This window comes from Streptomyces sp. ACA25 (assembly GCF_028200735.1).
Taxonomy (GTDB): domain Bacteria; phylum Actinomycetota; class Actinomycetes; order Streptomycetales; family Streptomycetaceae; genus Streptomyces.
Genome location: NZ_JAQKPV010000007.1, coordinates 133,212 through 155,342, shown reverse-complemented (window position 1 = coordinate 155,342; position 22,131 = coordinate 133,212). Strand labels below are relative to the sequence as shown.

24 protein-coding genes are annotated in these 22,131 nt (G+C 71.6%); 14 read left to right on the top strand and 10 right to left on the bottom strand.

What is annotated here, in order from left to right; genetic code table 11:
• Nucleotides 1-18: 18 nt before the first annotated feature.
• Genes hypD through hypA form a run of 5 tightly spaced genes read right to left on the bottom strand, consistent with a single transcriptional unit; the run spans nucleotide 19 to nucleotide 5,107 of the window.
• The gene (gene hypD / locus PJ985_RS13290; RefSeq protein ID WP_271683917.1) at nucleotides 19-1,140 is read right to left on the bottom strand and encodes a hydrogenase formation protein HypD; all 1,122 of its coding nucleotides are present in this window, start codon (nucleotides 1,138-1,140) and stop codon (nucleotides 19-21) included.
• Nucleotides 1,137-1,463: a HypC/HybG/HupF family hydrogenase formation chaperone gene (locus tag PJ985_RS13285; RefSeq protein WP_271683916.1), complete on the bottom strand. Its 327-nt coding sequence runs from the start codon at nucleotides 1,461-1,463 to the stop codon at nucleotides 1,137-1,139. The genes hypD and PJ985_RS13285 overlap by 4 nt, the downstream gene beginning before the upstream one ends.
• Nucleotides 1,423-3,921 carry a carbamoyltransferase HypF gene (gene hypF, locus PJ985_RS13280; protein WP_443033486.1) on the bottom strand — a complete coding sequence of 833 codons (2,499 nt, stop codon included), beginning with the start codon at nucleotides 3,919-3,921 and terminating at the stop codon, nucleotides 1,423-1,425. Before hypF ends, PJ985_RS13285 begins: the two co-directional genes overlap by 41 nt.
• A gap of 38 nt (nucleotides 3,922-3,959) precedes the next feature.
• Nucleotides 3,960-4,715, bottom strand: coding sequence for a hydrogenase nickel incorporation protein HypB (gene hypB, locus PJ985_RS13275; RefSeq protein ID WP_271684040.1), 756 nt, complete (start codon nucleotides 4,713-4,715; stop codon nucleotides 3,960-3,962).
• The gene (hypA, locus tag PJ985_RS13270) at nucleotides 4,715-5,107 is read right to left on the bottom strand and encodes a hydrogenase maturation nickel metallochaperone HypA (protein WP_271683915.1); all 393 of its coding nucleotides are present in this window, start codon (nucleotides 5,105-5,107) and stop codon (nucleotides 4,715-4,717) included. The genes hypB and hypA overlap by 1 nt, the downstream gene beginning before the upstream one ends.
• A gap of 291 nt (nucleotides 5,108-5,398) precedes the next feature.
• Here hypA and PJ985_RS13265 point away from each other — a divergent pair, with 291 nt between their 5' ends.
• The 9 genes from PJ985_RS13265 to PJ985_RS13225 are packed head-to-tail and all read left to right on the top strand — an operon-like array spanning nucleotide 5,399 to nucleotide 12,622.
• On the top strand, nucleotides 5,399-6,469 hold the full coding sequence (locus PJ985_RS13265; protein WP_271683914.1) for a hydrogenase expression protein HypE: 1,071 nt from the start codon (nucleotides 5,399-5,401) through the stop codon (nucleotides 6,467-6,469).
• A complete protein-coding gene (locus tag PJ985_RS13260) occupies nucleotides 6,469-8,256 on the top strand; it encodes a nickel-dependent hydrogenase large subunit (protein WP_271683913.1) in 1,788 nt (595 codons plus the stop codon). The genes PJ985_RS13265 and PJ985_RS13260 overlap by 1 nt, the downstream gene beginning before the upstream one ends.
• Nucleotides 8,253-8,948: a NifU family protein gene (locus PJ985_RS13255; RefSeq protein ID WP_271683912.1), complete on the top strand. Its 696-nt coding sequence runs from the start codon at nucleotides 8,253-8,255 to the stop codon at nucleotides 8,946-8,948. Before PJ985_RS13260 ends, PJ985_RS13255 begins: the two co-directional genes overlap by 4 nt.
• 5 nt (nucleotides 8,949-8,953) lie before the next feature.
• Complete coding sequence (locus tag PJ985_RS13250; protein ID WP_271683911.1) at nucleotides 8,954-9,595, top strand: DUF5947 family protein; 642 nt, start codon at nucleotides 8,954-8,956, stop codon at nucleotides 9,593-9,595.
• A 53-nt stretch (nucleotides 9,596-9,648) separates the two neighbouring features.
• Complete coding sequence (locus tag PJ985_RS13245) at nucleotides 9,649-9,858, top strand: hypothetical protein (protein ID WP_271683910.1); 210 nt, start codon at nucleotides 9,649-9,651, stop codon at nucleotides 9,856-9,858.
• A gap of 1 nt (nucleotide 9,859) precedes the next feature.
• Nucleotides 9,860-10,561, top strand: a complete 702-nt coding sequence (locus PJ985_RS13240; protein WP_271683909.1) for a DUF6084 family protein — start codon at nucleotides 9,860-9,862, stop codon at nucleotides 10,559-10,561.
• Entirely contained in the window at nucleotides 10,558-11,658 is a 1,101-nt protein-coding gene (locus tag PJ985_RS13235; RefSeq protein ID WP_271683908.1) for a hypothetical protein, read from the top strand. Before PJ985_RS13240 ends, PJ985_RS13235 begins: the two co-directional genes overlap by 4 nt.
• Entirely contained in the window at nucleotides 11,655-12,485 is an 831-nt protein-coding gene (locus PJ985_RS13230; protein WP_271683907.1) for a hydrogenase maturation protease, read from the top strand. The genes PJ985_RS13235 and PJ985_RS13230 overlap by 4 nt, the downstream gene beginning before the upstream one ends.
• 5 nt (nucleotides 12,486-12,490) lie before the next feature.
• Complete coding sequence (locus tag PJ985_RS13225) at nucleotides 12,491-12,622, top strand: hypothetical protein (protein WP_271683906.1); 132 nt, start codon at nucleotides 12,491-12,493, stop codon at nucleotides 12,620-12,622.
• A 58-nt stretch (nucleotides 12,623-12,680) separates the two neighbouring features.
• On the opposite strand, the gene PJ985_RS13220 is transcribed toward PJ985_RS13225, so the two are convergent.
• Nucleotides 12,681-13,427: a Mut7-C RNAse domain-containing protein gene (locus PJ985_RS13220; protein WP_271684039.1), complete on the bottom strand. Its 747-nt coding sequence runs from the start codon at nucleotides 13,425-13,427 to the stop codon at nucleotides 12,681-12,683.
• 216 nt (nucleotides 13,428-13,643) lie between these two features.
• On the opposite strand from PJ985_RS13220, the gene PJ985_RS13215 reads away from it, so the two are divergent.
• Nucleotides 13,644-14,744: a DUF5954 family protein gene (locus PJ985_RS13215; protein WP_271683905.1), complete on the top strand. Its 1,101-nt coding sequence runs from the start codon at nucleotides 13,644-13,646 to the stop codon at nucleotides 14,742-14,744.
• A 94-nt stretch (nucleotides 14,745-14,838) separates the two neighbouring features.
• Here the strand turns inward: PJ985_RS13215 and PJ985_RS13210 are convergent, their stop codons facing one another.
• On the bottom strand, nucleotides 14,839-15,027 hold the full coding sequence (locus PJ985_RS13210) for a DUF397 domain-containing protein (protein WP_271683904.1): 189 nt from the start codon (nucleotides 15,025-15,027) through the stop codon (nucleotides 14,839-14,841).
• Nucleotides 15,024-15,845 (bottom strand): helix-turn-helix domain-containing protein, encoded by an 822-nt coding sequence (locus PJ985_RS13205; protein WP_271683903.1) that lies wholly within the window; start codon nucleotides 15,843-15,845, stop codon nucleotides 15,024-15,026. The genes PJ985_RS13210 and PJ985_RS13205 overlap by 4 nt, the downstream gene beginning before the upstream one ends.
• Before the next feature lie 360 nt (nucleotides 15,846-16,205).
• Here PJ985_RS13205 and PJ985_RS13200 point away from each other — a divergent pair, with 360 nt between their 5' ends.
• Together PJ985_RS13200 and PJ985_RS13195 are read left to right on the top strand one after the other, a co-directional pair.
• A complete protein-coding gene (locus tag PJ985_RS13200; RefSeq protein WP_271683902.1) occupies nucleotides 16,206-17,156 on the top strand; it encodes a translation initiation factor IF-2 in 951 nt (316 codons plus the stop codon).
• 51 nt (nucleotides 17,157-17,207) lie between these two features.
• A complete protein-coding gene (locus PJ985_RS13195; protein WP_271683901.1) occupies nucleotides 17,208-17,939 on the top strand; it encodes a DUF7873 family protein in 732 nt (243 codons plus the stop codon).
• A 402-nt stretch (nucleotides 17,940-18,341) separates the two neighbouring features.
• On the opposite strand, the gene PJ985_RS13190 is transcribed toward PJ985_RS13195, so the two are convergent.
• Nucleotides 18,342-19,796, bottom strand: a complete 1,455-nt coding sequence (locus tag PJ985_RS13190) for a WGR domain-containing protein (RefSeq protein ID WP_271683900.1) — start codon at nucleotides 19,794-19,796, stop codon at nucleotides 18,342-18,344.
• 91 nt (nucleotides 19,797-19,887) lie between these two features.
• A complete protein-coding gene (locus PJ985_RS13185) occupies nucleotides 19,888-20,316 on the bottom strand; it encodes a hypothetical protein (RefSeq protein WP_271683899.1) in 429 nt (142 codons plus the stop codon).
• Between the two features lie 252 nt (nucleotides 20,317-20,568).
• Between PJ985_RS13185 and PJ985_RS13180 the strand changes: the two genes are divergently transcribed.
• Nucleotides 20,569-21,366, top strand: a complete 798-nt coding sequence (locus tag PJ985_RS13180; protein ID WP_271683898.1) for an MHYT domain-containing protein — start codon at nucleotides 20,569-20,571, stop codon at nucleotides 21,364-21,366.
• Between the two features lie 11 nt (nucleotides 21,367-21,377).
• Nucleotides 21,378-22,112 (top strand): PIG-L deacetylase family protein, encoded by a 735-nt coding sequence (locus tag PJ985_RS13175; protein WP_271683897.1) that lies wholly within the window; start codon nucleotides 21,378-21,380, stop codon nucleotides 22,110-22,112.
• Nucleotides 22,113-22,131: the final 19 nt, after the last annotated feature.

The window sequence follows — 22,131 nt, the reverse complement described above, 5'->3', positions numbered from 1 at the left end:
GTGGGCAGCTCGGTGATGTCAGCCAACGGGGGTCGCCTCCCTGGGCGTGGCGGCGTCGAGCCGCCGGTAGAGGTAGTAGGCGGCGCAGGCCCCTTCGCTGGAGACCATGGTGGCGCCGAGCGGTTTGCGGGGGGTGCAGGCGGTGCCGAACGCCTCGCACTCGTGCGGTTTGAGCAGCCCTTGCAGTACTTCGCCGCTCCGGCACAGCGGGGACTCGACGGTGTGCACGCCGGTGACGTCGAACCGGTACTCGGCGTCGTAGGAGCGGAATCCTTCGGACAGCCGCCAGCCGCTGTCCGGGATCACCCCGATGCCGCGCCACGGCCGGTCGGTGACCTCGAACACCTCCTCGAGCATGCGCAGCGCCGCCGGGTTGCCCTCCTCGCGGACGGCCCGCGGGTAGGCGTTCTCGACGCGGTGCTCTCCGCGCTCGAGCTGCCGCACGGTGCGCCGGACGCCCTCGAGGATGTCCAGGGGCTCGAAACCGGTCACCACGATGGGTACCCCGAACCGCTCGGCGAGGGTGGGGTATTCCTCGGTGCCCATGACGCTGCACACGTGCCCGGCGGCCAGGAAGGCCTGCACCCGGCAGTCCGGGGCGCGCATGATGGCGTCGATGGCGGGCGGGACGCGTACGTGGGAGACCAGCAGGCTGAAGTTCTCGATGCCGAGCCTGCGGGCCTGATGCACCGTCATGGCGTTGGCGGGGGCGGTGGTCTCGAATCCGATGCCGAAGAACACGACCTGCCGGCCGGGGTTGCGGCGGGCGATGTCCAGGGCGTCCAGCGGGGAGTAGACCACCCGGACGTCACCGCCCGCGCTCTTGACCCGGAACAGGTCACGGTCGGTGCCGGGAACGCGGAGCATGTCGCCGAAGGAACAGAAGATGACCTCCGGGCGGGAGGCGATCTCCAGTGCTTTGTCGATCATCTCCAGCGGGGTGACGCACACCGGGCAGCCCGGCCCGTGGATCAGCTCGATCTCGTCGGGCAGCAGCTGGTCGATGCCGTGCCGGATGATCGAGTGCGTCTGGCCGCCGCAGACCTCCATCATCGCCCAGGGGCGGGTGGTGGTGGCGCGGATGTCGTCCAGCAGGCGGGTGGCCAGCTCCGGGTCGTTGAACTCTGCCAGGTACTTCATCGTGCTTCCTCCACTGCGGTGTCGGTCCCGGTTTCCGGCGGCAGGGTTCCTCCGCTCTCCTCGGCCGCGAGGGCCCAGGCGTCGCCGAACTCCTCGTCGAGCGCCCCGATCTGCTCGAAGAGCTTCAGCGTGGCCAGCGCCGACTCCTCGTCCAGGCGTTGCAGGGCGAAGCCGACGTGGACGATGGCGTAGTCGCCGACGGCGACCTCCGGCAGGTAGGCGAGGCACACGTCCTTCACCACGCCGCCGAAGTCCACCTCCGCCATGCGGTTGCCGTCCCGTTCACTGATGGCGATCACTTTGCCGGGCACTGCCAGGCACATGGCTGTTCTCCGTTTCCTGTCCGGATGGCGCGGTCTGTACGGCGGCGACGACGAGTTGCCCGAGGGCCAGGCCGCCGTCGCCCGGCGGTACGTGGTGGTGCCGCAGGACGGTGAAGCCGTCCGCGGTGAGCTGCCGGGTGCAGGACTCCTCCAGCAGCGCGTTGCCGAAGACGCCGCCGGACAGGGCGACCGTGCGGATCCCGTGGTCGCGGCGGGCGGTGCGGCAGACCCGGGTGACGGCACCGGCCACCGCGTGGTGGAACCGTGCGGCGATCACCGGGACCGGGGTGCCTGCCCGCAGGTCGGTGATGACGGCCCGCAGAACCGGTGCGGGGTCCAGCCGGTGGGGGGCCGCGTCTCCGTCACCGGCCGGTGGCGGGTGCAGGAGAGCGAAAGCGCAGGGCGGCCGGGCCCGGCCACGTCCGCCCGGAGCTTCCGTCGCGGGATCCTGTCCGGTGGCGTGGCCGGCCTCCCGGGCCGCCGCTTCGAGAGCGACCGCTGCCTGGGCCTCGTGGTCGACGCGGTGCCGGATGCCGAGGAGGGAGGAGACCGCGTCGAACAGCCGGCCCATGCTCGACGTGGGTACGCAGGCGATGCCGCGTTCCAGTTGTCGTTCCAGGACGCGCCGTTCGCCGGCCGGGCAGGCAGCGACGCAGGGCAGGTCGGGGTCCCAGGGCAGGCCGGCGGCCCGTAGATGTGACAGCGCCATCCGGTACGGGTTGCGGACCGCGGCGTCTCCGCCGGGCAGCGGTACGTACCCCAGGTGGGCCAGCCGGCGGTATCCGCGGTAGTCGGCGAGCAGGACCTCACCGCCCCACACCGCGCCGTCGTCCCCGTAACCGGTGCCGTCGAAGGCGATGCCGATGACCGGGGCGCTGCCGTCCAGTCCGTTGTCCGCCATGACGGCGGCGATGTGGGCGTGGTGGTGCTGCACCAGGTGCGGTGCCGGCCCGTCCGGCCGCTCCCGGGCCCAGCGGGTGGATCGGTAGCCGGGGTGGCGGTCGGCGGCCACCAGGACGGGACGGACCCCGGTGAGCGCGCGCAGGTGGCCGAGCGCCCCGGTGAAGGCGCGCTGGGTGGCCAAGCCGTCCAGGTCGCCGATGTGGGCGGAGAGCCAGGCGGAGCGGCCCTCGCCGAGGCAGAAGGTGTTCTTCAGGTCGCCTCCGACGGCCAGGGAGGGTGGTACGGGCACCGGCAGGTCGAGGGGCACCGGGGCCCAGCCGCGGGAGCGGCGCAGCGGCACTTCGCTGCCGTCGGCCCGGACCCGGATCACCGAGTCGTCGCAGGGCACTGCGATCTCCCGGTCGTGCCGGAGCCAGGCGTCGGCCAGCCCGGCGAGCCGCTCGCGGGCCTCCGCGTCGCCGATGGCCAGCGGCTCCCCGGAGCGGTTGCCACTGGTCATGACGAGCACGCGGGGCCCGGGCGGGTCGCCGGGCAGGCCGAACAGCAGGTGGTGCAGGGGTGTGTACGGGAGCATGACCCCGACGTCCGGGCTGCCGGGGCAGACCGCCCCGGCCAGCAGCGGGCTCCCGGTGCCCGGTGCGCGCGGGTGGCGGGGGAGCAGGACGATGGGGCGGCGGCGGCCGGTGAGCGCGGCGCGCTCGGCGGGGCCCGCCTGCGCGAGCTGCTCGGCGGTCCGCAGATCGGCTGCCATGACCGCGAACGGTTTGGCGCCGCGGCCCTTGCGCTCCCGCAGCCGTTGCACGGCCTCGGGAGAGCCCGCGTCGCAGGCCAGGTGGTAGCCGCCGATGCCCTTGACCGCGAGGACGGCGCCGTCCGCCAGCAGCGCTCGGGCCCGCGCCACGGCGGCGTCGCCGGCCGGCGGCCCGTCCGGCTCCGGGCCGTCGGCCGGAACGTCCAGGACCAGGCGGGGGCCGCAGGACCGGCAGGACACCGGCTGGGCGTGGAAGCGCCGGTCGGCCGGGTCGCGGTACTCCCTTTCGCAGGCGGCGCACAGGGGGAAGCCGGCCATGGTCGTGGTGGCGCGGTCGTAGGGCATCGCGGTGGTCAGGGTGAAGCGCGGGCCGCAGTGCGTGCAGGTGATGAACGGGTGCCGGTGGCGGCGGTCCGCCGGGTCGGCGAGCTCGGCGAGACAGTCCGCGCAGACCGCGGTGTCCGGTGGCACCAGGGTGCGGCCCGCCCCGCCCTCGGAGGGGCGGATGGCGAAGCCGGTGCCACCCCGGACCGGTACGTCCTGGTGGGCGACGGCGGTCACGGTGGCCAGCGGGGGGGCATGGGCGGTGAGGCGTGCGCAGAAGTCAGCGACCCGGGTGGGCTCGCCCTCGACCTCGGCGAGCACCCCCCGCGCGCTGTTGGTCACATGGCCGGACAGACCGAGCTCGACGGCGAGGGCGTGCACGAAGGGGCGGAAGCCCACGCCCTGCACGATGCCCCGCACCGTGACGCGCCGCCGCACCGCCGCGGCCGGAGAGAGAGCCGCGGCGGTGCCGTGCGGCACCGCGGCGGTGGCGCTGTCGTTCCCGGGGTGCGGCACGTTCAGGGGGCCGGCGTGGCAGGTGGGGCCGCCGCCGGGATGTCGTGGTCATGGGCATGGTCGCGCAGGTGCCGGCCGGCGAGCGGCGGCCGGTGCACCGGCGCACCGTCCCGGACGGCGAGGACGTGCTCGACGAAGGTGCCGACTCCCTGCCCGGTTCTGGCCGAGGTGCGCAGCACGGGCACGCCCGGGTTGACCCGGGCGACGTTGTCCAGGAACGCCGACCGGGCGAAGCCGGCGGGGCCCGCGAGGTCGTCCTTGGTGAGGACGACGAGATGGGCCAGACCGAAGGCCGTCGGGTACTTCAGCGGCTTGTCCTCGCCCTCGGTGACCGACATGAGCGTCACCCGCAGGGTCTCGCCCAGGTCGTAGGAGGCGGGGCAGACCAGGTTGCCGATGTTCTCCACGAACAACACCCGGGTGTCCTGCGGGAGCCAGCCTTCCAGGTGGCCGCGCAGCTGGCCGGCCTCCAGGTGGCAGAGGCCGTCGGTGAGGACCTGTTTCACCGGCGCGCCCGCTCCGGCCAGTCTCCGGGCGTCGTTCTCGGTGGCGAGGTCGGCGGTGAGCGCGGCCACCGGCATGCCGAGCGAGACCGTTCGGGTGAGGACGCGTTCCAGCAGGGCGGTCTTGCCGCTGCCGGGGCTCGACAGCATGTTGACCATGGTGACCCGGTCGGCCGCCAGTTTCTCGCGCAGCTGCCCGGCCAGTCCGTCGTTCTTGGCCAGTACCGCCTGCCGCAGATCCGTTACCCGGCACATCATCGGATCACCCTTTCGTCCCGGCGCGCGCCGCCGGCTGTGTCGTGGTAGGTGAGGTCCACCTCGGTGAGCTCGAGTTCGCGGCCCGACAGCAGCTCGGTCGCCGGGCTGTCGCACCGGGGGCACCACAGCTCCGGTGGGGTGCCCACCGCGAACTCGGCGGGGCACGCGGTGCACCGGGCGCGGGCCGGAACCTCCTCGATCAGCAGCCGCGCCCCGTGCAGTGCGGTGTCCTCGCGGGCCACCTCGAAGGCGAACCGCAGGGACTCGGCGACCACTCCGGCCAGCGCACCGACCCGCAGCCGCACCGACTCGACTCCCGTGGCCCCGTGTTCCCGGGCGGTGTCCTCGGCACGTTCGATGACGGCCACCGCGATGGACAGCTCGTGCATGGACCTTCCTCGCTGTCCGCGACCGCGGTCCCCGCACCGCGGCCTCATCCATGGGCACATCCATGGGGCTGATTCATGGGCAATTCCGGACAATAGGCTGAGTCGGCCGGGGTGGTGGGGGAGGAGTCGCCCGGACGCGCCCCGGTGTCCCACCGATGGGGGAGTGCGACGCGCGCACCACTCGATCAGCTCATCTGCTTTGCGTAGTTTCTGTTGTTATGTGAGGTTGACTGGGCACAGGCGACCGGACGGGGTCGGTCCGCGACGCACGGCCGCGAGAAGGGAATCCGCATGGAGGTCGAACCGACTCAGGGTTTCGAGGAGATCCATATCCTGTGGACCTCGGAAGCCCTGAGCTGCGACGGCGACACCGTCTCGATGACCAACGCCACGTTGCCGAGCCTGGAGGACGTCGTCCTCGGCGCGATCCCCGGCCTGCCGAAGGTGCACCTGCACAACAAGGTGCTCGCCTACGAGAACGCCGACGAGTTCATGGCCGCCTTCCATCAGGCTGCCCGGGGTGAGCTGGGGCCGTTCATCTTCGTCGTGGAGGGCTCCATCCCCAACGAGAAGATCAACGGCGACGGTTACTGGACGTCGATGGGGAACGACCCGGACACCGGTGAACCGATCACCGTCAACGAGTGGATCGACCGGCTCGCGCCCAAGGCCTGGGCCGTGGTGGCGGCCGGAACCTGCGCGACCTACGGCGGCATCCACGCCATGGCGGGAAACCCCACCGGCTGCATGGGGCTGGCCGACTATCTCGGCTGGGACTTCCGTTCGGCCGGCGGGCTCCCCATTGTCAATGTCCCGGGCTGCCCGGTGCAGCCCGACAACTTCATGGAGACCCTCCTCTGGGTGCTGCACCAGGCCGCCGGCCTCGCGCCGCCCATCCCGCTGGACGAACAGCTGCGGCCCACCTGGCTGTTCGGCAAGACGGTGCATGAGGGCTGCGACCGTGCGGCCTACTACGAACAGGGCGATTTCGCCAAGGACTACAACTCCCCCAAGTGCATCGTGAAGGTGGGCTGCTGGGGGCCGGTCGTCAACTGCAACGTCACCAAGCGCGGCTGGATGGACGGCGTCGGCGGCTGCCCCAACGTCGGCGGCATCTGCATCGGGTGCACCATGCCGGGCTTCCCCGACAAGTTCATGCCGTTCATGGACGAGCCGCCCGGCGGAACCCTGTCGACCGGAATGTCGAGCGTCTACGGGCCGCTTCTGCGGACCCTGCGGTCCATCACCAACCGCACCGTGAACAAGGAACCCAGGTGGCACCACAACCGTGACGAGCTGACCAGCGGGTACGAGCCGCGCTGGACCGGCCGCGAGTACAGCGCGAGAGGAAGCGATCAGTAGTGGCGACCAGCCAGGACGTCGGCGCCGGCCGGCGGGACCTCACCGAGGTGGCGTTCGACCCCATCACCCGCATCGTCGGGAACCTCGGCATCTATACCAAGATCGACTTTCCCAACCGGCAGGTCGCGGAATGCCGGAGCACGTCCTCCATCTTCCGCGGCTACAGCGTCTTCATGAAGGGTAAGGATCCCCGGGACGCGCACTTCATCACCAGCCGGATCTGCGGCATCTGCGGGGACAACCACGCCACCTGCTCGATCTACGCTCAGAACATGGCCTACGGGGTGAAGCCGCCGCCGCTCGCCGACTGGATCATCAACCTGGGCGAAGCGGCCGAGTTCATGTTCGACCACACGATCTTCCAGGACAACATGGTCTTCGTCGACTTCTGCGAACGCATGGTCAAGGAGACCAACCCCGGCGTCCTGGAGCAGGCCGAACGCACCCCCTCGCCGCGCGGTGACGCACACGGCTACCGCACGATCGCCGACATCATGCGCGCCTTCAACCCGTTCGAGGGCGAGATGTACAAGGCGGCCCTGCAGATGAGCAGGCTGACGCGCGAGATGTGCTGCCTGATGGAAGGCCGGCACGTCCACCCCTCCACCCTCTACCCGGGCGGGGTCGGAACCGTCGCCACCCCGCAGGTCTTCACCGACTACCTGGTACGCCTCACCCGCTGCCTCGACTTCATCAAGCGCGCCGTCGCGATGAACGACGACGTGCTGGACTTCTTCTACGAAGCGCTCCCCGGCTACGAGGAAGTCGGCCGGCGGCGCACCCTGCTGGGCTGCTGGGGCTGCTTCCAGGACCCGGAGGTCGTCGACTACGACTACCGGACGATGAACGAGTGGGGCAACCGCATGTTCGTCACCCCCGGCATCATCGTCGACGGGGAGCTGGTGACCACCGACCTCGTCGACATCAACCTGGGCATGCGCATCCTGGTCAGCAGCTCCTACTACGACGACTGGACGGGCGAGGAGACCTACGTCTCCCACGACCCGCTGGGCAACCCCGTCGACCAGCGGCACCCGTGGAACCAGACCACCCTCCCGGTGCCGCAGAAGCGGGACCTGGACGGCGGCAAGTACAGCTGGGTCATGAGCCCGCGCTGGCTGGACAAACGGACCGGCGACCACCTCGCCCTGGACACCGGCGGCGGGCCGCTGGCCAGGCTGTGGGCCACCGCCCTCGCCAACAAGGTCCACACCCCCTACGTGCGCTCCACCGGACGCAGCGTCGAGATCGACCTGCCCCGCACCCCCGGGACGCCGGAGACCCGCCTGGAGTGGACCCCGCCGCCCTTCCCCAACACCATCGAACGCAACCGCGCCCGGATGTACTTCGTGGCCTACGCCGCCGCCATGGCACTGCACTTCGTCGACCGGGCGATGGACGAGGTACGGGCCGGCCGCACCAAGGTGTTCCAGGAGTTCACCGTTCCGGAGGAGGCCATCGGCGTCGGCTTCCACGAGGCGGTCCGCGGGGTGCTCTCCCACCACCTGGTGATCCGCGACCGGAAGATCGCGAACTACCACCCCTACCCGCCCACCCCCTGGAACGCCAGCCCCCGCGACTCCTACGGCACCCCCGGACCGTACGAGGACGCCGTCGTCAACACCCCGATCTTCGAGGAGAACGGGCCGGACAACTTCAAGGGCATCGACATCATGCGCACCGTCCGCAGCTTCGACCCGTGCCTGCCCTGCGGTGTGCACATGTACCTCGGCGACGGCCGCACCCTGCGCACGCAGCACTCCCCGACCTTCGGAGCCCTGGCATGAGGGCCCCCGGCGCGACCGCGGAGGCACCGGCGACAGGTCCTTCCGAGGGCCCGGCAGGCCCGGTGGACGCGGCGGACGCCGGGAGCGCCGTCCGGGCGGAGGTCGTGCGGGCCGAGCAGCTGCTGGCCGGGCTGGACAGCCTGCCGGACACCGCCGCGCGCTCCCGCGCCCTGGCCGCCGTCCAGGCGCTGATGGGCCTCTACGGTGACTGCCTGGCCCGGATCCTGGAGCAGGCCGGCGACGAACTGACCCGGACCCTGGCCGCCGACGAGCTCGTCGGTCACCTGCTGCTGGCGCACGGCCTCCACCCCGAGCCCGTCGCGAACCGGGTACGCACCGCCCTGCGAGAGGTGCGTCCCCTGCTGAAGACGCACGGCGGCGATGTCGAACTGCTCGGCATCGACGGACCCGTGGTCCGGGTACGACTGCACGGTTCCTGCGGCTGCCCGTCGTCGGCGGCCGGCCCGGAACAGGCCGTGCGGGACGCCGTCACCCGGTACGCCCCCGAGATCGAACACCTGGAGGCCGAAAGCACTGCCGGGGACGGCGGAATCTCGGCCCCCGCGCCCCCGCTGATCCCGGTGGACGCGCTCTTCCAGGGACGGCCCCGCCCCGCCCCGGTGGCGCCCCCGCCCGCTCCGGCCGGTGTCCCGGTGGCCGCCGCGAGCGCGGCTCGCAACGGGACGGTGTGAGCGGGATGCCCGCCCCCTTCCCCGCCCCCACCCTCGCCAGGCTGGCCCGGCAGCCGGGCCCGCCCGGTGCCACGGCCCGACGGACGGCCGCCGCACAGGAACGCTGCGACCTGTGTGCCGAACCGCTGCCCGGCGCCGAACACCGTCACCTGCTCGACCTCCGGGGCGGCGGCCCGGCCTGCGCCTGCCGCGCCTGCACCGTGCTCTTCGACCGCGAGGCCGCGGGCGGCGGCCGCTACCGGCTGCTTCCGGAACGGCGCCTGCGGCTTGACCACTGCACGATCGACGACCTGCTGTGGGCCTCCCTCGGAATCCCCGTCGACCTGGCGTTCTTCCTGCGCGAGGGGGAAACCGGGGAGGTGAGCGCCGGCTACCCCAGCCCGCTGGGCGTCATGCGGGCGGCCGTCCACCCCGAGAGCTGGCAGGCGATCACCGCCGGCCGGCCGGACCTCACCGGGATGGCCGACGACGTGGAAGCGCTGCTGGTCAACCGGGCCGGCACCGCGCACGAGCACTGGATCGTCCCGCTGGACGACTGCTACCGGCTGGCGGCCCTGGTGCGCACCCACTGGAAAGGGCTGTCCGGCGGGGCCGAGGTACGGGAGCGGGTCGGCGCGTTCTTCACCGGGCTGACCGGGCACTCCTGACCCGGTCCCCGGGCCGAACTCCCCCCTCACACCCCCGAGCCCATGGAGGCGACATGGCCAAGATCCGCACCGGCACCCCCGACGTCAAGCCCGACACGGTGGCGCACATCCGCGGTGTCCGCCAGGGCAACGCACCGGGCATGTACGAGCGTCAGCCCGGCCACCTGCCCGACGACCGCTCCAACGCCCGCCGCTCCACCGGGATCTCCCCGGAGACGAAGGAACCGATCATGCCCGGCATGCCGAGCCTCTCCCCGGCCTGAGATGAGCGACCGTCCCGCCCCCGCGCCCCCGGGCGCCCGCCCGTCCCGGGCCGGCGCCCTCGCCGACCTGGCCTTCGCCGTCACCGACGCCCGGCCCCAGCCGTTCGCCGCCGTGCCCACGGTGCTGTTCCGGCTGGCCCTCACCCGCACCAGCGGAGGCCCGGTCCGCTCGGTCAGTCTGACGACGGCCGTGCGCATCGCCGTGGCAGGCCGCCGCTACGACCCCCGGGCCCAGCTCGCCATGGCCGAACTGTTCGGCACCCCGGAGCGCTGGGCCACCACCCTGCACCCCCTGGCCTGGACCCAGGCCACCACGGTGGTCCCGGCATTCGACGAGACGACCACCGTGGACCTCCCCGTGCCGGTCACCACCGACGTGGAACTCGCGGTCACCAAGTACTTCCACGCCGTCCGGGAGGGCGACGTCCCGCTGGACTTCCTGTTCAGCGGGACGGTCTTCCACACCGGTCCCGACGGACGGCTCCGCACCACCCAGATCTCCTGGGCCAAGGACACCACCTACCGGCTGCCCGCCCGCGTCTGGCACGACCTCATCGACCGCTACCACGCCGGCGGGACGTGGCTGAGGCTGTCGGGCGACGTCCACGACCGGCTCAGCGCGTACCGCACCCGGCACGCGCTCGGCGACTGGAACGAGACCATCCGTGACCTGCTCGACGAAGCACAGGGAGCCACCGCATGACCACCGAGCAGACGGCCACCGACCCGGCGGCCGGGACGACCGGCACGACGGGCCGGTCCGGGACGGCCGAGGAGCAGGCGCACGCCGCCGAGCTGGCCGTGGAGCGGATCACCCGGACCTGCCTCTACGAGGGATACCTGCTCTGGCCCTACCGCAGGTCCGCCCTGAAGAACGCCAAGAGATGGACCTTCGGCGGCGTCTTCCCCGGCAACGCGATCGGGGAACCCACCCGCATGCGCACCGAGGTCCTGCACAGCCAAGCCCTCAGCACCGGGCCCGGCCCGCAGCACCCCCGGCCCCCCGCCCCGCCCGCCGCCGAGGTGGCGGTACGGGTCCGCTTCCTGCAGATCGTCGACCGGCAGGTCCTCCGCCACGGGCCACGCGGCCCGGAACGCGTGGACCAGCTCACCGTGGACGACCGGCGCTACGTCACCTGGCAGGAGGCGACCGAACGCGAGATCACCGCCGACGGGCGGCTCACCCCCGTCGACATCCCCGCCGGCACCGAACGTGAGCCGGTCCTCGACGCCTCCGGCCGGCACGTCGGGACCCTGGAACGCAGCTGGCAGCACCTCACCGGGACGGTGGAGATCAGCGAGACGCACGCAGCCCCGGACACCACCCGGATCAGGGTGCAGGTCACCAACACCACGCCCGCCCCCCGCGACGGCACCCGCGAAGACCTCTGCCGCTACGCCTTCGCCTCCACCCACACCGTGCTGCGCGCCCGCTCCGGACACTTCGTGTCCCTCATCGATCCACCCGAACGGCTCCGCCCGGCCGCCGCGGCCTGCGAGAACCAGGGCGCCTGGCCGGTCCTGGTCAACGACGAAGCCACCGTGCTGTCCTCACCCGTGACCCTCTACGACTACCCGGCCGTCGCGCCGGAGAGCCCCGGCGACCTCTACGACGGCACCGAGATCGACCGCCTGCTCATCCTCAGTGTGCTGAGCATGACGGACGAGGAACAGGCCGAGGCCCGGGCGTCCGACCCCAGAGCCCGGGAGATCCTGGACCGCTGCGCCGCCCTCGGCCCGCAGGAACTGCTCGCGCTGCACGGCACCATCCGGGAATTCCGGCCCGCGGAGCGGTCATGATCTCCGACGTCCCTCCCGTCGTCATCAACGGAACGCGGCTGTGCCGAGGCACCCGGGTACGGCTCCGCCCCTCCCGCCGTGCCGACATCTTCGATCTGGCCCTGGCCGGCCGGATCGCGGAAGTCGCCGCCGTCCAGGAGGACATGGACGGCCGGGTGCACGTGGTGGTCACCCTGGAGGGCGACGTGGGCCGGGACTTCGAAACCGGCCTGGGGCACCGCTTCTACTTCGCCCCGGAAGAGCTGGAGCCCGTCGCGGAGACCGGGTCCCGGGCCCCGGCGCGCCCGCGCATCCTGGTCGCGGGCATCGGCAACGTCTTTCTCGCGGACGACGGCTTCGGCCCCGAGGTCATCACCGCCCTGCGCGACCGCCCGCTGCCCGGCGGCGTCGAGATCGCCGACTTCGGCATCCGGGGCATGGACCTCGCCTACCGCCTCGGGAACGGCTACGACGTCGCCCTCCTGATCGACGCCGCCCCCCGCGGCGGCCCGCCCGGCAGCCTCTACGTCCTCGAGCCGGAACCGGCCCCGGCCGGGCCGGACACCCCCGCTCCGGGCAACCCTGGCGGACGCGAGCCCGTCGACCTGCCCGACCTGCACGCCATGGACCCCGTCCGGGTCCTCCGCCTCGCCCGCAGCCTCGGCAGTGAGCAGGACCTCCCGCGCGTCCTCGTCCTGGGCTGTGAACCCCAGGTACGCATGACCGGCGAGGAACCGGACGTCGTCGTCGGCCTCAGCCCTCCCGTGCGGGCAGCCGTCACCGAGGCCCTCCCGCTGCTCGACGACCTGCTGGCGAACCTGCTGCGCGACCCCGTGGGAGGGAGGTGATCCTTGTGAAGAACGGCATTCGCATCCCCGCCGCGGCCGTACGCACCGCCGTACTCGCCCTGGCCGCGCTGACCCTCACCGCGGCCGTGCTGAACGCCCCCGACGTCCGGCGCTACCTCACCATCCGCAAGCTGTGACCCGTACGCACCCGCACCCGCCGCCCAGCCTTCGCACGGTGCTGCGAGGAGCGGGCCGTCAGGCCTCCCGGCCGGGAGCGTGGTCAGGCCGCTGCTCCCGGTACAGGCCGCGCGCCCGGGCGACGGTGGCCTCCAGGCTGCCGTGGTGGGCTCCCCGCCAGTAGACCCGGCCGCAGTCCGGGCAGCGCAGAAAGCTCTCGTAGTTCCGCCGGGTGCCCGGCCGCAGAAGTGCGTCGACCGCCGCCTTGGGTACGGGAACCGGCCTGCCGTTGCACGCCAGGCAGCGCGTCCACGGTGCCAGCGGGGGAGCGAAGCGCCGGAGTACGTCGACGAGCTGCTCGTCCGGCCGGGAGCCCCGCACGTACGCGCCGCTCCACAGCGCCCGCCGGCGCAGCAGCCCCCGGTCCTGCGTGAGGAGCGTCCGGCGCTCGGCATTGGCCTGCTCCAGCAGAACCTCATCCTCCGCGTCATTGTGGTAGGCGGTGTCCACCCCCACCAGCCGGAGCCGCCGTGCCAGCGTGCCCAGGTGCACGTCGAGCAGGAACGCGGGCGGTCCCGGCAGCGCCTGCGGTCTCGGGACGGGCCGCACGTCCACCCTCGCCCCATCGGCCGGCCGGTGCGACGCCGCCACCGCCCGCCCGTCGGCGCGCAGGCATCCGACCTCCGTCAGCGGCACGCCCAGGGACTCCACGACGTGCCCCAGAGAGGACGTCCCGTCGTAGGCCGTCCGTACCACCTCCGTGCGGTGGCGGGCGGACAGGAAGAACCGGAGTTCCGGGGGGAAGCGCAGGCTGAGCTCGATGATCGCCGCCTTCCGGGCTCGACGGGCACACGTGCGTCTCGCACCCCCGAGGATCCGTCACCACGGACGGAACTCCAAGCAGCCGCCACCGGACGGGTGGCGGGAGAAAGCCCAGGAGAACCGGCATCCGCGTCCACTCCGTGTGCGGCTGTCACCCGTGCGGGTGTCGCTTGCCGGGAACGCCTACAGGACACCGGATGCCCTGCTGACAATGCGCGCATGAGGGATCACTCTTCGGAACTTCCGGAATCGCACCGCGTCATCAACGTGGCCCGGTTCGACGACCCGGTGTCGGTGATCACCGACACGGAAGCCTGGCTTGCCAGGGACAAGTACGCGGACATGGCGGGTCGTGGCCCGATGTTCGCGGTCACCGAGCAGGAGCCGGACGGCCGCTGGCGCATCCTGGTCACGGACGAGATCCAGCCCCAGGGCTGCCGGGACGAGCTGGCCCGTGTCTGCCGGCTGCGGGCCAAGGACGCCGAGGACGCCGGAGACGCCGAGGCCGAGCGCGACTGGATGGCCGGTGCACACCGGATGGAATGGGAGAAGACCGACGACCTTCGGGTCCGGGACTGCCGGTTCCGGATCGCCCGCGCCGACATGGTCCTGCGCATCGGCCCCGACGGTCCGGAGCCGCCGCGCCCCAGCGACCCCGATCCGCTGCCGACCCGGGGGAAACGCTCCGCACCCTCGCGGACCCTCGGATTTCTCATCGACCCCACCGCCGCGATCGGCCTGTCCGAGGGCATTCTTCGGCTGGATCTGCTTCGTTCCGCCTTCGCTCCCTCCTCCGTGCCGGAGAAAGTCCGCAGGGACTCCCTGCGCGCGCGGCGCGACTACCCCGGCGGCGTACTGCTGCCGCCGGTGTTCGCCGTCTACGAACACGTACAGGGCCACTGGCTGCCGACCGCACAGGCCTGTGACTCCCCGCAGGGCGCCCGGAACCAGCTCGCCGGCCGGTTCGCGGCAATGCTCCCGGCCCGCATCCGGCAGTGGCACCCCCACATGCGGGAGCTGCCCGAGGAACTGCGCCACTCGATGGCCGCCCGGGACGGCTTCCTGGAACCGGGAGCGGAGTCACTGACCGAGCGGCAGTTGCGGGCCCTGGCCAAGGCCGCCAAACGGCTGGAGCGCGAACGGCTGGACGACATCGAAGTGCTGGGCCACCCGTACCGCGTCGTCCGCCTGGAGTGCCTGATGCGGCTCGGACCGGACGGCCCCGAGCCGCCCCGTCCCTCCGACCCCGACCCGGACCTCCCCGTCTCCGTGCAGGTCGCCCAGGACCGGGCCAACGGCCTCTACGACGACGAGGAGTGAGACCCGGGCCGGATGGCACGGCCCGGTGTCCGCGCAGAACGGCCCCGCTCCCGGCACCGGCCGGGAGCGGGGCAGGTCGCAGGGACGGTACGGGTCAGCCGCGGGCGGTGTGCGTGACGAACGCCGTCCAGGCGGCGGGGGAGAGGGCGAGCTGCGGCCCCTGCTCCTCCTTGGAATCCCGGACGCGCACCACCCCCGGAAGGGCGGAGGCCACCTCGACGCAACTGTCACCGTCGGGGCCGCTGTAGCTGCTCTTTCGCCATGCCGGCTTGTCGGTACTCATAGGTCTCCTCGCAGTCGCTTCAACAGGCCTACGGAGTCCGCGGAAGTGAGAGCCTGTGAGCGCATCCTGGCATACCGTTGAAGCATCCTCCCGACCTGTTTCGGACTGCTGGTGAGGTGGCTGTTGAAGTAGCCCTCGGTGTAGCCCAGCCATTGGTTGTCCGGCGTCTCCAGAAGCTGCAACGGCCCGCCCAGCCCCGCGTGGTCCTCCTGCCGCAGTGGCATGACCTGCAACTCGACGTTGCGGAGATCCGCTTGCGCAAGCATGTGGTCGATGAGCCCGCGCGTCACCTCCACGCCACCCGTGCGGCGCAGGATCACCGCCTCCTCAACAATGAAGCTGTAGGCGGTATTCGGATTCTCCCGCAGCAGGTGCTGCCGGTCCATGCGGGCCGAGACCTGATTCTCGACCTGCGCATCGGCCAAAGGCGGCATGCGGCTTTGGAAGACGGCGCGGGCGTAGGCCTCGGACTGGAGCAGGCCGGGGACGACCCGGCATTCGTACGTCCAGAGGTTGAGTGCCTCCTCCTCCAGTTGCGCCCAGTGGCGGAACCAGGAAGCGATCCCGGGACGCCGGGCCAGATGGCGTCCGGAGGTCTTGAGCACCTCGTCCGCCTCCAGGATCTGATCCGCCTGAAGGATGAACTGCCGTTGCGGGAAGCGGCGGCCCTGCTCGATCGACGAGACAGCCGCGGCCGAGTACCCGACGAGTGGCGCGAACTGTTCCTGTGTCAGTCCCGCCCGTTTGCGGAACAGCGCGAGCAGCGCTCCGAACCCTTGCAGGCTCTCCGACGGTTCCGGCTCGCTGCCGACAGCCATGTTCGGCCACCTCCCGCACCTCGTTCTTGTCCGCACCCACTGGCGGACCTCACCCTGCGCAACGAGAGGGGCCGGTCCGGGTTCTCGTACGCCGCCCGGCGTACGAGTCACCGGGTTCGTGACCGGCTGCCGGATATCCGACAGCCGGTGAGGCGGCAGCCTTTTACAAGGACTCCGGGGAGAAAGGACCTTCCCACCCACCCACCTGAGAAGTGCTCACTCGAACGGGTGACTTCGGCGCCGCGGGTGTTCCCGGCGGGGTTATGGTCGCTTCCTGCAACCACACAAATAATTCGGCCCCCGGCCGGGACTGCAATCCCGATCGAGGGCCTGACCGATCAGGAAGAACAGGACTTCCCGATGGCTGATCCTCAGCGTATCGCGCCCTCTCCCGGCCTGCTCCATGTTCGGGCCCGGCACACCAAGAACTTCACGATTCTTCCCAACCACCTCATCCAGCGCACCGGCAGCGCCGTCACCGCGGGTGTCGCCGCGTACCTGTTCTCCCAGCGGGACGGCACGGTCGTCAGCATCGACCGGCTGTGCGCCCACTTCGCCGAGGGCCGCGTCCGTATCAGCCGGGCACTCACCGAACTGGAGGCGGCCGGTTACCTGGAGCGCCGCCTCGAACGAGCCCCGGACGGCACCCTGCGCACCCGCGTCATCCTGCATGACCAGCCCGCTGCCAAGAAGCGCGAGCCCGCACCCCGCTCCGGTCCGCGCCCGGTCCGTGCCACGTCCACCCGGGGCGCTCGGCCTGCGCCGCGGGACTCCGGGGCGCCGGACACCGGTCCGGCGGGTGACCGACGTCCCGCAGCGCCGATTCCCCCCGTGCATCCCGCGCCCGCCGTCCCCGCTCCGCCGCCCGCCCCGGAGCCGACGCGGAGCAGCCCGGAGGCCGACCGGTTCCTGGCTTCGCTGCGGGTCCGCGAACCACGGCTGTTCCTGTCCGAGGACGAGAGCCGGCGCCTCGCCCCCGAGGTGGACGTGTGGCTGTGCAGAGGGGCCACGTTCTCCGAGATCGCCAGGGCCCTCACCACCGGCCTGCCGGTGCGCTTCACCGGGCGCCCCTATCACCTTCTGCGCTACCGGCTGCGGGCGTTCCTCCCGGCCCGGTGGGGCGCGCAGGCCGGGGCACCCCGGCCGGGGGGTGACGGCCCTGCCCCGCCCCCGGCCGGGGTGGTCCCCCTGCGTACCTGTGCCCGGTGCGACAACGTCGCCTTCCGGAGCACGGTGCACAGCCACTGTCCGGCCTGCCGTGCGCCGGTGTCCGGGCCCTCCAGCCGGTCACCGGCGCAGGTGGGGGAGTGACCGGCGGGAAACCCGGCTGCTGTCGGGGCCGGCGTCGGGTATGTTGCCCGCGTGGCGAAACTCAATCAGATCATCGCAGTGGAGAAGGGCGTCAAGTCCAAGTCCCAGCAGGACCTGGCGGCTGTCCAGCAGGGCCTGGCCAAGCCGGCGCTGCTGGCCGGTATCTCGCGCACCTACCAGCCGAAGGACGAGGAGGGCGAGCAACTTCCCCCGGAGTCCACCCGCGTGCAGGTGAAGACCGAGGACGTGCTGCGGGACACCGCCAGGACGCTCACCCGGCTGTTCGATGTCACCGCCACCAAGGACTGGGCGAACTGCGACGCCCGCGCCGATGTGACGGTGGAGGGCCGGACGCTGCTGCGCGACGTGCCGGTGACGTACCTGCTCTTCCTGGAGAAGCAACTCGCCGGGCTGGGTACCTTCCTCCGCAGGCTGCCGGTACTGGACGCCGCCGAGTCCTGGGCGCCGGACCCGTCCACGGACTGCTGGAAGACCGAGCCGGTGCGCACCCTGCGGACGAAGAAGGTCCCGCGCAACCACGTCAAGGCGGAGCCGACGGAGAAGCACCCGGCCCAGGTCGAGGTGTACTACGAGGACGTTCCGGTCGGCTACTGGACGACCGTCAAGTTCTCGGGGGCGCTTCCCGCCCGCCGGGTCAACGAACTGCTGGAGCGGATGGAGAAGCTCCAGGAGGCCGTGAAGTTCGCCCGGGAGGAAGCCAACAGCGGAGAGGTCACCGACCAGCGGGCCGGTGAAGCCGTCTTCGGCTACCTCTTCGGGTAGCCTCATGAACTCCCCGGTAGCGCGCGTGACGTGTTGTCCGGGGTGCGCCAGGAGCGCAAAGCTGAAGGTGAAGCTTGTCGTCAGTGCGCGGGATCAGCACCACAGCGTGCGGTTCCGCGGTCAGTCTCAGACTCTTGCTCCAGACTCAGCATTCGCCACCCATCGCCCGGGCAACCGGACGCGGGCGAGGTCGTCGAGATTGCCGGTTCGACTCCGGCCCGCGCAGCTCGGTGCGCGGTGGCCTAAAGGTAGGGCGCGACGCCATCACCGTGACCCGCGACCTGCACCGTCCGGGCGTGCCAAGCGGGTGGCTCCACGGGGCCCGGGGGCAGGCTACGCCCCCGGGCACCCATCCCGTGCTTTCCGGCCGTCGGCCGCGGTCCTCCGCGGGTGGGTCCGGGGTCAGAGCAGCCGGCGGATCTCGCCGCGGACCCGGTAGAAGCCACCGGCCGCCGGGTGCAGGCCGTCGACCAGGTACCTGGCCCCGTGCACACGGGCGTGGCGGGGGAACTGCACGTTCCACGACGGCTCGTAGCCCTCGCTGACCACCCGCACCCGCATCCGGGAGCCCTCCTGGACGCACTCCACGGTCACGCCGCCTGCCCCGCCCGCCTGTTCCGCGCTGGACACCGCCGGGATCGTCTCCACCGCCGTGGACGGGGTGTACGTGGGCAGCGCCGCCGCCATCTTCACGTCCACCGGCTGCGGCACCCGGCCGTCCTCGGCCGCGGTGATCGCCGCCTCGCTCGCGTCGATGCAGACCAGGGAACCGTGGGTGGTCACGATGTACAGCCGCTCGTCCAGATACTGCATCGACAGCGCCGAACCGACACCGCCGGTGCCGAGCTTCCACAGCCGCGTGCCGTCAGCGGCGAAGCAGTAGACGGACGAGGCGGAGTCCCCGGCGAAGACGTACTGCCCGCCCGGAGCCGTCGCGCAGGAGTAGACGGCGGCGTCACAGCGGTAGTCCGCCTGCACGGCGCCGGTGGCCTTCGACAGGCGCCTCACGAGTTTCCGGGCGGTGCCGGCGTAGACCGCGTCCGCCTCCTGCCAGCCGAAGAGCACCGCACCCTCGGTCGGGGTGTGCCACCGCTCTCCGGAGCCGTCGAGCGCGTAGGCCGTCACCCCCTTCTCGTGTCCGTGGTAGACGGCGTGCTCGTCACGACGGACCATCCAGGCGTGCCCGCCGGCGCTCTTGCGGGACCACTGGAACTCGTCCTCGTGGTCGATGACGGCCAGCCCGCCGTCCCGGTCGGCGACGTTGAGAACACCCCCGTGGATGTCCAGCCAGAAGATGTCCACATCGGCGCTGATCTCGTAGGCCGCGAACGGCAGTTTGGCGGACAGGTCGTAGACCGTGCCGTCGTCACAGCCGGCGTAGATCCAGAAGTCGTCCGCCACCAGGCACTTGACGCCGTCCGGCAGCTGGTACCGGGCCAGTACCTCGCCGTCGTGGCCGACCGTGTGCACCTCGCCGGCCTGGTTGCCGACCCAGCAGCGGTCCTGGTCGATGTGAATACCGAAGGCCGAGGTGCCCGTGCGGAACCGCCACAGGACCGGGGCCACCGCCCGGGCGGTGGAAGGAGCGGAGGTCACCTGGCGGCGGGTGACCGCACGGGCCGCACGCACACCCGGCACCGCGGGGGCGTAACCCTTGCGGGCCTTCTCCCCGATCTTCTTCGCCGCGGCTGCCTGCGCTTTGGCCGGGGTCGGAAAGGCCGAGGTCTTGAGCTGACCCGCGGTGCCTATGCGCCCGTAGCGGACGGTCACGGTGACCCCGTCCACCGTGACCTCGTAGAACTTGTGTGCTCCTTCGCCTTCCTGGGACAGCTCCAGGTAGGTCGTGGTTCCGGACACGGCAGGGCTCCTTCCCGCCCGGCCACGGTGACCGGACGATCATTGAGCCGCACTCTAGGACGAGGTGGTGACAGGACGCTCCTATGGTTCGTCAGCCGAGGACGAGGAACACGAGCACTCCGCCGAGCACGACGAGCAGCAGAGCCAGCTTCCAGCCCAGGCGTGCACGACGGCGGTTGTCGGTGACCTGGGTGACCTGGACCCGGTTGTCCTGCGTGCGCCGGTCGGTGTAGTGCTGCGTGCGCTGGTCCTGGGCGCGCTGGTCCTGGAGGCGGCGGTCCTGGACCCGGTTGTCCTGCGCCCGGTTGTCCTGGAAGCGCCGGTCCTGGACCCGGTTGTCCTGCGTGCGGTTGTCCTGCGTGCGCTGGTCCTGGAAACGCCGGTCCTGCGTGCGGTTGTCCTGGGTGCGCTGGTCCCGGTGGTCGCCGCCCCGGCCCCCCTGGTGTCCCTTGCCCTGCCGACCTCTGCCGCGCTGTCCGGCCACGCCTGTGCCCCCTCGTGAGTCCTGCTTGATCGACAAGCCTCCATCCTGCGGGACGGAACGGGACTCCGGGGGGAGCGCGTGCCCGGCGCGTTGATGCGGAGAGGCGCAGGCCCGCCGCCGGACGGACACCAGTGCCCCGGACTACCGCAGGCAGTCCGAGAGGGAACCCGTTTCGGCAGAACTGTCTCCGGATCGTGATCTCGATTTCCCGCTCCCCAGGATCGCTTCTGCCTCAAGCTGCCTAACATCTGTGGATCACGTGTTCGGTGGGTACGAGAGGGGCAGGCTGTGCTTTCAGCCGTTGAGGTAACGACCGACGGATTCACCTACGGGTTGATCACCCCCGTCCTCGGTTTTCTGCTGGCTGTGCTCGGCAGCGCACTCGGGCTGCGCTGCACTGTACGCGCGCTGAGTGTGGAGCGCAGAAAGCGCGCGGGGTGGCTCGTGCTCGGAGCGGTGTCCATCGGCACCGGCATCTTCACCATGCACTTCATCGCCATGATGGGCTTCACCGCCTCCTCGGTGCCGATCGACTACGACCTCGGGGTCACTTACATCAGCCTGGGCGTTGCCGTCCTGGTCACCGGTGTGGGGCTCTTCCTCGTCGGCTACACCCGGCACACCGCGAGGCTGCTGCCGGTGGCCGGCGTGGTCACCGGCCTCGGAGTGGCGTCCATGCACTACATGGGCATGGCCAGCATGCGCATGACCGGTGAGATCGTCTACAACTCCGTGCTGGTGGGTCTCTCCCTGGTGGTCGCGGTGGCCGCGGCGACCGCCGCCCTGTGGTTCGCCATCTCCGTCCGCCGGTTCTCCGCAGCCGTCGTGGCGAGTCTCCTGATGGGCGTGGCGGTCACCGGAATGCACTACACGGGCATGGCCGCCGTCTCCGTTCACGCGCACAGCACGAGCATGATGTACACCCGGGTGCCGCTGGAGACCCTGCTGCCCGCGCTGGCGGTGCCGATGCTGCTCCTGGTGATCGTCGGCCTCTTCGTCGGGCTCGACCCGATGGCGGAGGAGGAGCTGGGCCGGCCTGACGAAGAACAGCGCGGTGCCCGCCAATTCGGGGTTCTCCAGCGGTAGCCTTGCGGAACATGACGGACACCCTGACCGCTGTGCCCACCGACTGGCAGCGCGCACTCGCCATCGTCGCCCACCCCGATGACCTGGAGTACGGCGCAGCCGCGGCGATCGCCGAATGGACCGAGGCCGGCAAGGAGGTGTCGTATCTCCTGGTGACCCGGGGGGAGGCCGGGATCGACGGGCTGCCGCCCGAGGAATCGGCGCGGGTCCGGGAAGCCGAGCAGGTCGCGAGCGCAGCGGCCGTCGGCGTGGAGACCGTGGAGTTCCTCGCCCACCGGGACGGTGTGATCGAGGCGGGCCTGCCGCTGCGACGAGACCTGGCGGGGGCCGTCCGGGCCCGTCAGCCGGAACTGCTGATCACCATCAACCACCACGACACCTGGGGCGGGGCGTACTGGAACACCCCGGACCACCGGACCGTGGGCAGGGCCGTACTCGACGCCGCCGGTGACGCGGGCAACCGCTGGGTCTTCCCGGAACAGCTGGGCGGCACCGGCCTGAAGCCCTGGGACGGTGTGCGCTGGGTCGCGGTGGCGGCCTCCCCCCGGGCCACCCATGCCCAGCAGGTCAGCGACTGGGCGGTGGAAAAGGCGATCGCCTCGCTCACGGAGCACCGGGCCTACCTCGAAGGGCTCGGAGAGGATCCCGCGGCGTACGCCCGCTCGCTGATCACCCGTGGCGTCGACGAGGCCGCAGAGCGATTCGACGGCCGGCGCTGTGTGCCGTTCGAGCTCTTCGCACGCTGAGCCGTACGGCTGCCGCTCC

Bases quoted from the DNA above. Each gene is read 5' to 3' on its own strand.
- PJ985_RS13265 (WP_271683914.1), top strand. From the start codon at position 5,399: ATGGAGGTCGAACCGACTCAGGGTTTCGAGGAGATCCATATCCTGTGG.
- PJ985_RS13255 (WP_271683912.1), top strand. From the start codon at position 8,253: ATGAGGGCCCCCGGCGCGACCGCGGAGGCACCGGCGACAGGTCCTTCC.
- PJ985_RS13250 (WP_271683911.1), top strand. From the start codon at position 8,954: ATGCCCGCCCCCTTCCCCGCCCCCACCCTCGCCAGGCTGGCCCGGCAG.
- PJ985_RS13210 (WP_271683904.1), bottom strand. From the start codon at position 15,027: ATGAGTACCGACAAGCCGGCATGGCGAAAGAGCAGCTACAGCGGCCCC.
- PJ985_RS13245 (WP_271683910.1), top strand. From the start codon at position 9,649: ATGGCCAAGATCCGCACCGGCACCCCCGACGTCAAGCCCGACACGGTG.
- PJ985_RS13205 (WP_271683903.1), bottom strand. From the start codon at position 15,845: ATGGCTGTCGGCAGCGAGCCGGAACCGTCGGAGAGCCTGCAAGGGTTC.
- PJ985_RS13215 (WP_271683905.1), top strand. From the start codon at position 13,644: ATGAGGGATCACTCTTCGGAACTTCCGGAATCGCACCGCGTCATCAAC.
- hypD (WP_271683917.1), bottom strand. From the start codon at position 1,140: ATGAAGTACCTGGCAGAGTTCAACGACCCGGAGCTGGCCACCCGCCTG.
- PJ985_RS13285 (WP_271683916.1), bottom strand. From the start codon at position 1,463: ATGTGCCTGGCAGTGCCCGGCAAAGTGATCGCCATCAGTGAACGGGAC.
- PJ985_RS13230 (WP_271683907.1), top strand. From the start codon at position 11,655: ATGATCTCCGACGTCCCTCCCGTCGTCATCAACGGAACGCGGCTGTGC.
- hypA (WP_271683915.1), bottom strand. From the start codon at position 5,107: ATGCACGAGCTGTCCATCGCGGTGGCCGTCATCGAACGTGCCGAGGAC.
- PJ985_RS13200 (WP_271683902.1), top strand. From the start codon at position 16,206: ATGGCTGATCCTCAGCGTATCGCGCCCTCTCCCGGCCTGCTCCATGTT.
- hypB (WP_271684040.1), bottom strand. From the start codon at position 4,715: ATGTGCCGGGTAACGGATCTGCGGCAGGCGGTACTGGCCAAGAACGAC.
- PJ985_RS13175 (WP_271683897.1), top strand. From the start codon at position 21,378: ATGACGGACACCCTGACCGCTGTGCCCACCGACTGGCAGCGCGCACTC.
- PJ985_RS13235 (WP_271683908.1), top strand. From the start codon at position 10,558: ATGACCACCGAGCAGACGGCCACCGACCCGGCGGCCGGGACGACCGGC.
- PJ985_RS13240 (WP_271683909.1), top strand. From the start codon at position 9,860: ATGAGCGACCGTCCCGCCCCCGCGCCCCCGGGCGCCCGCCCGTCCCGG.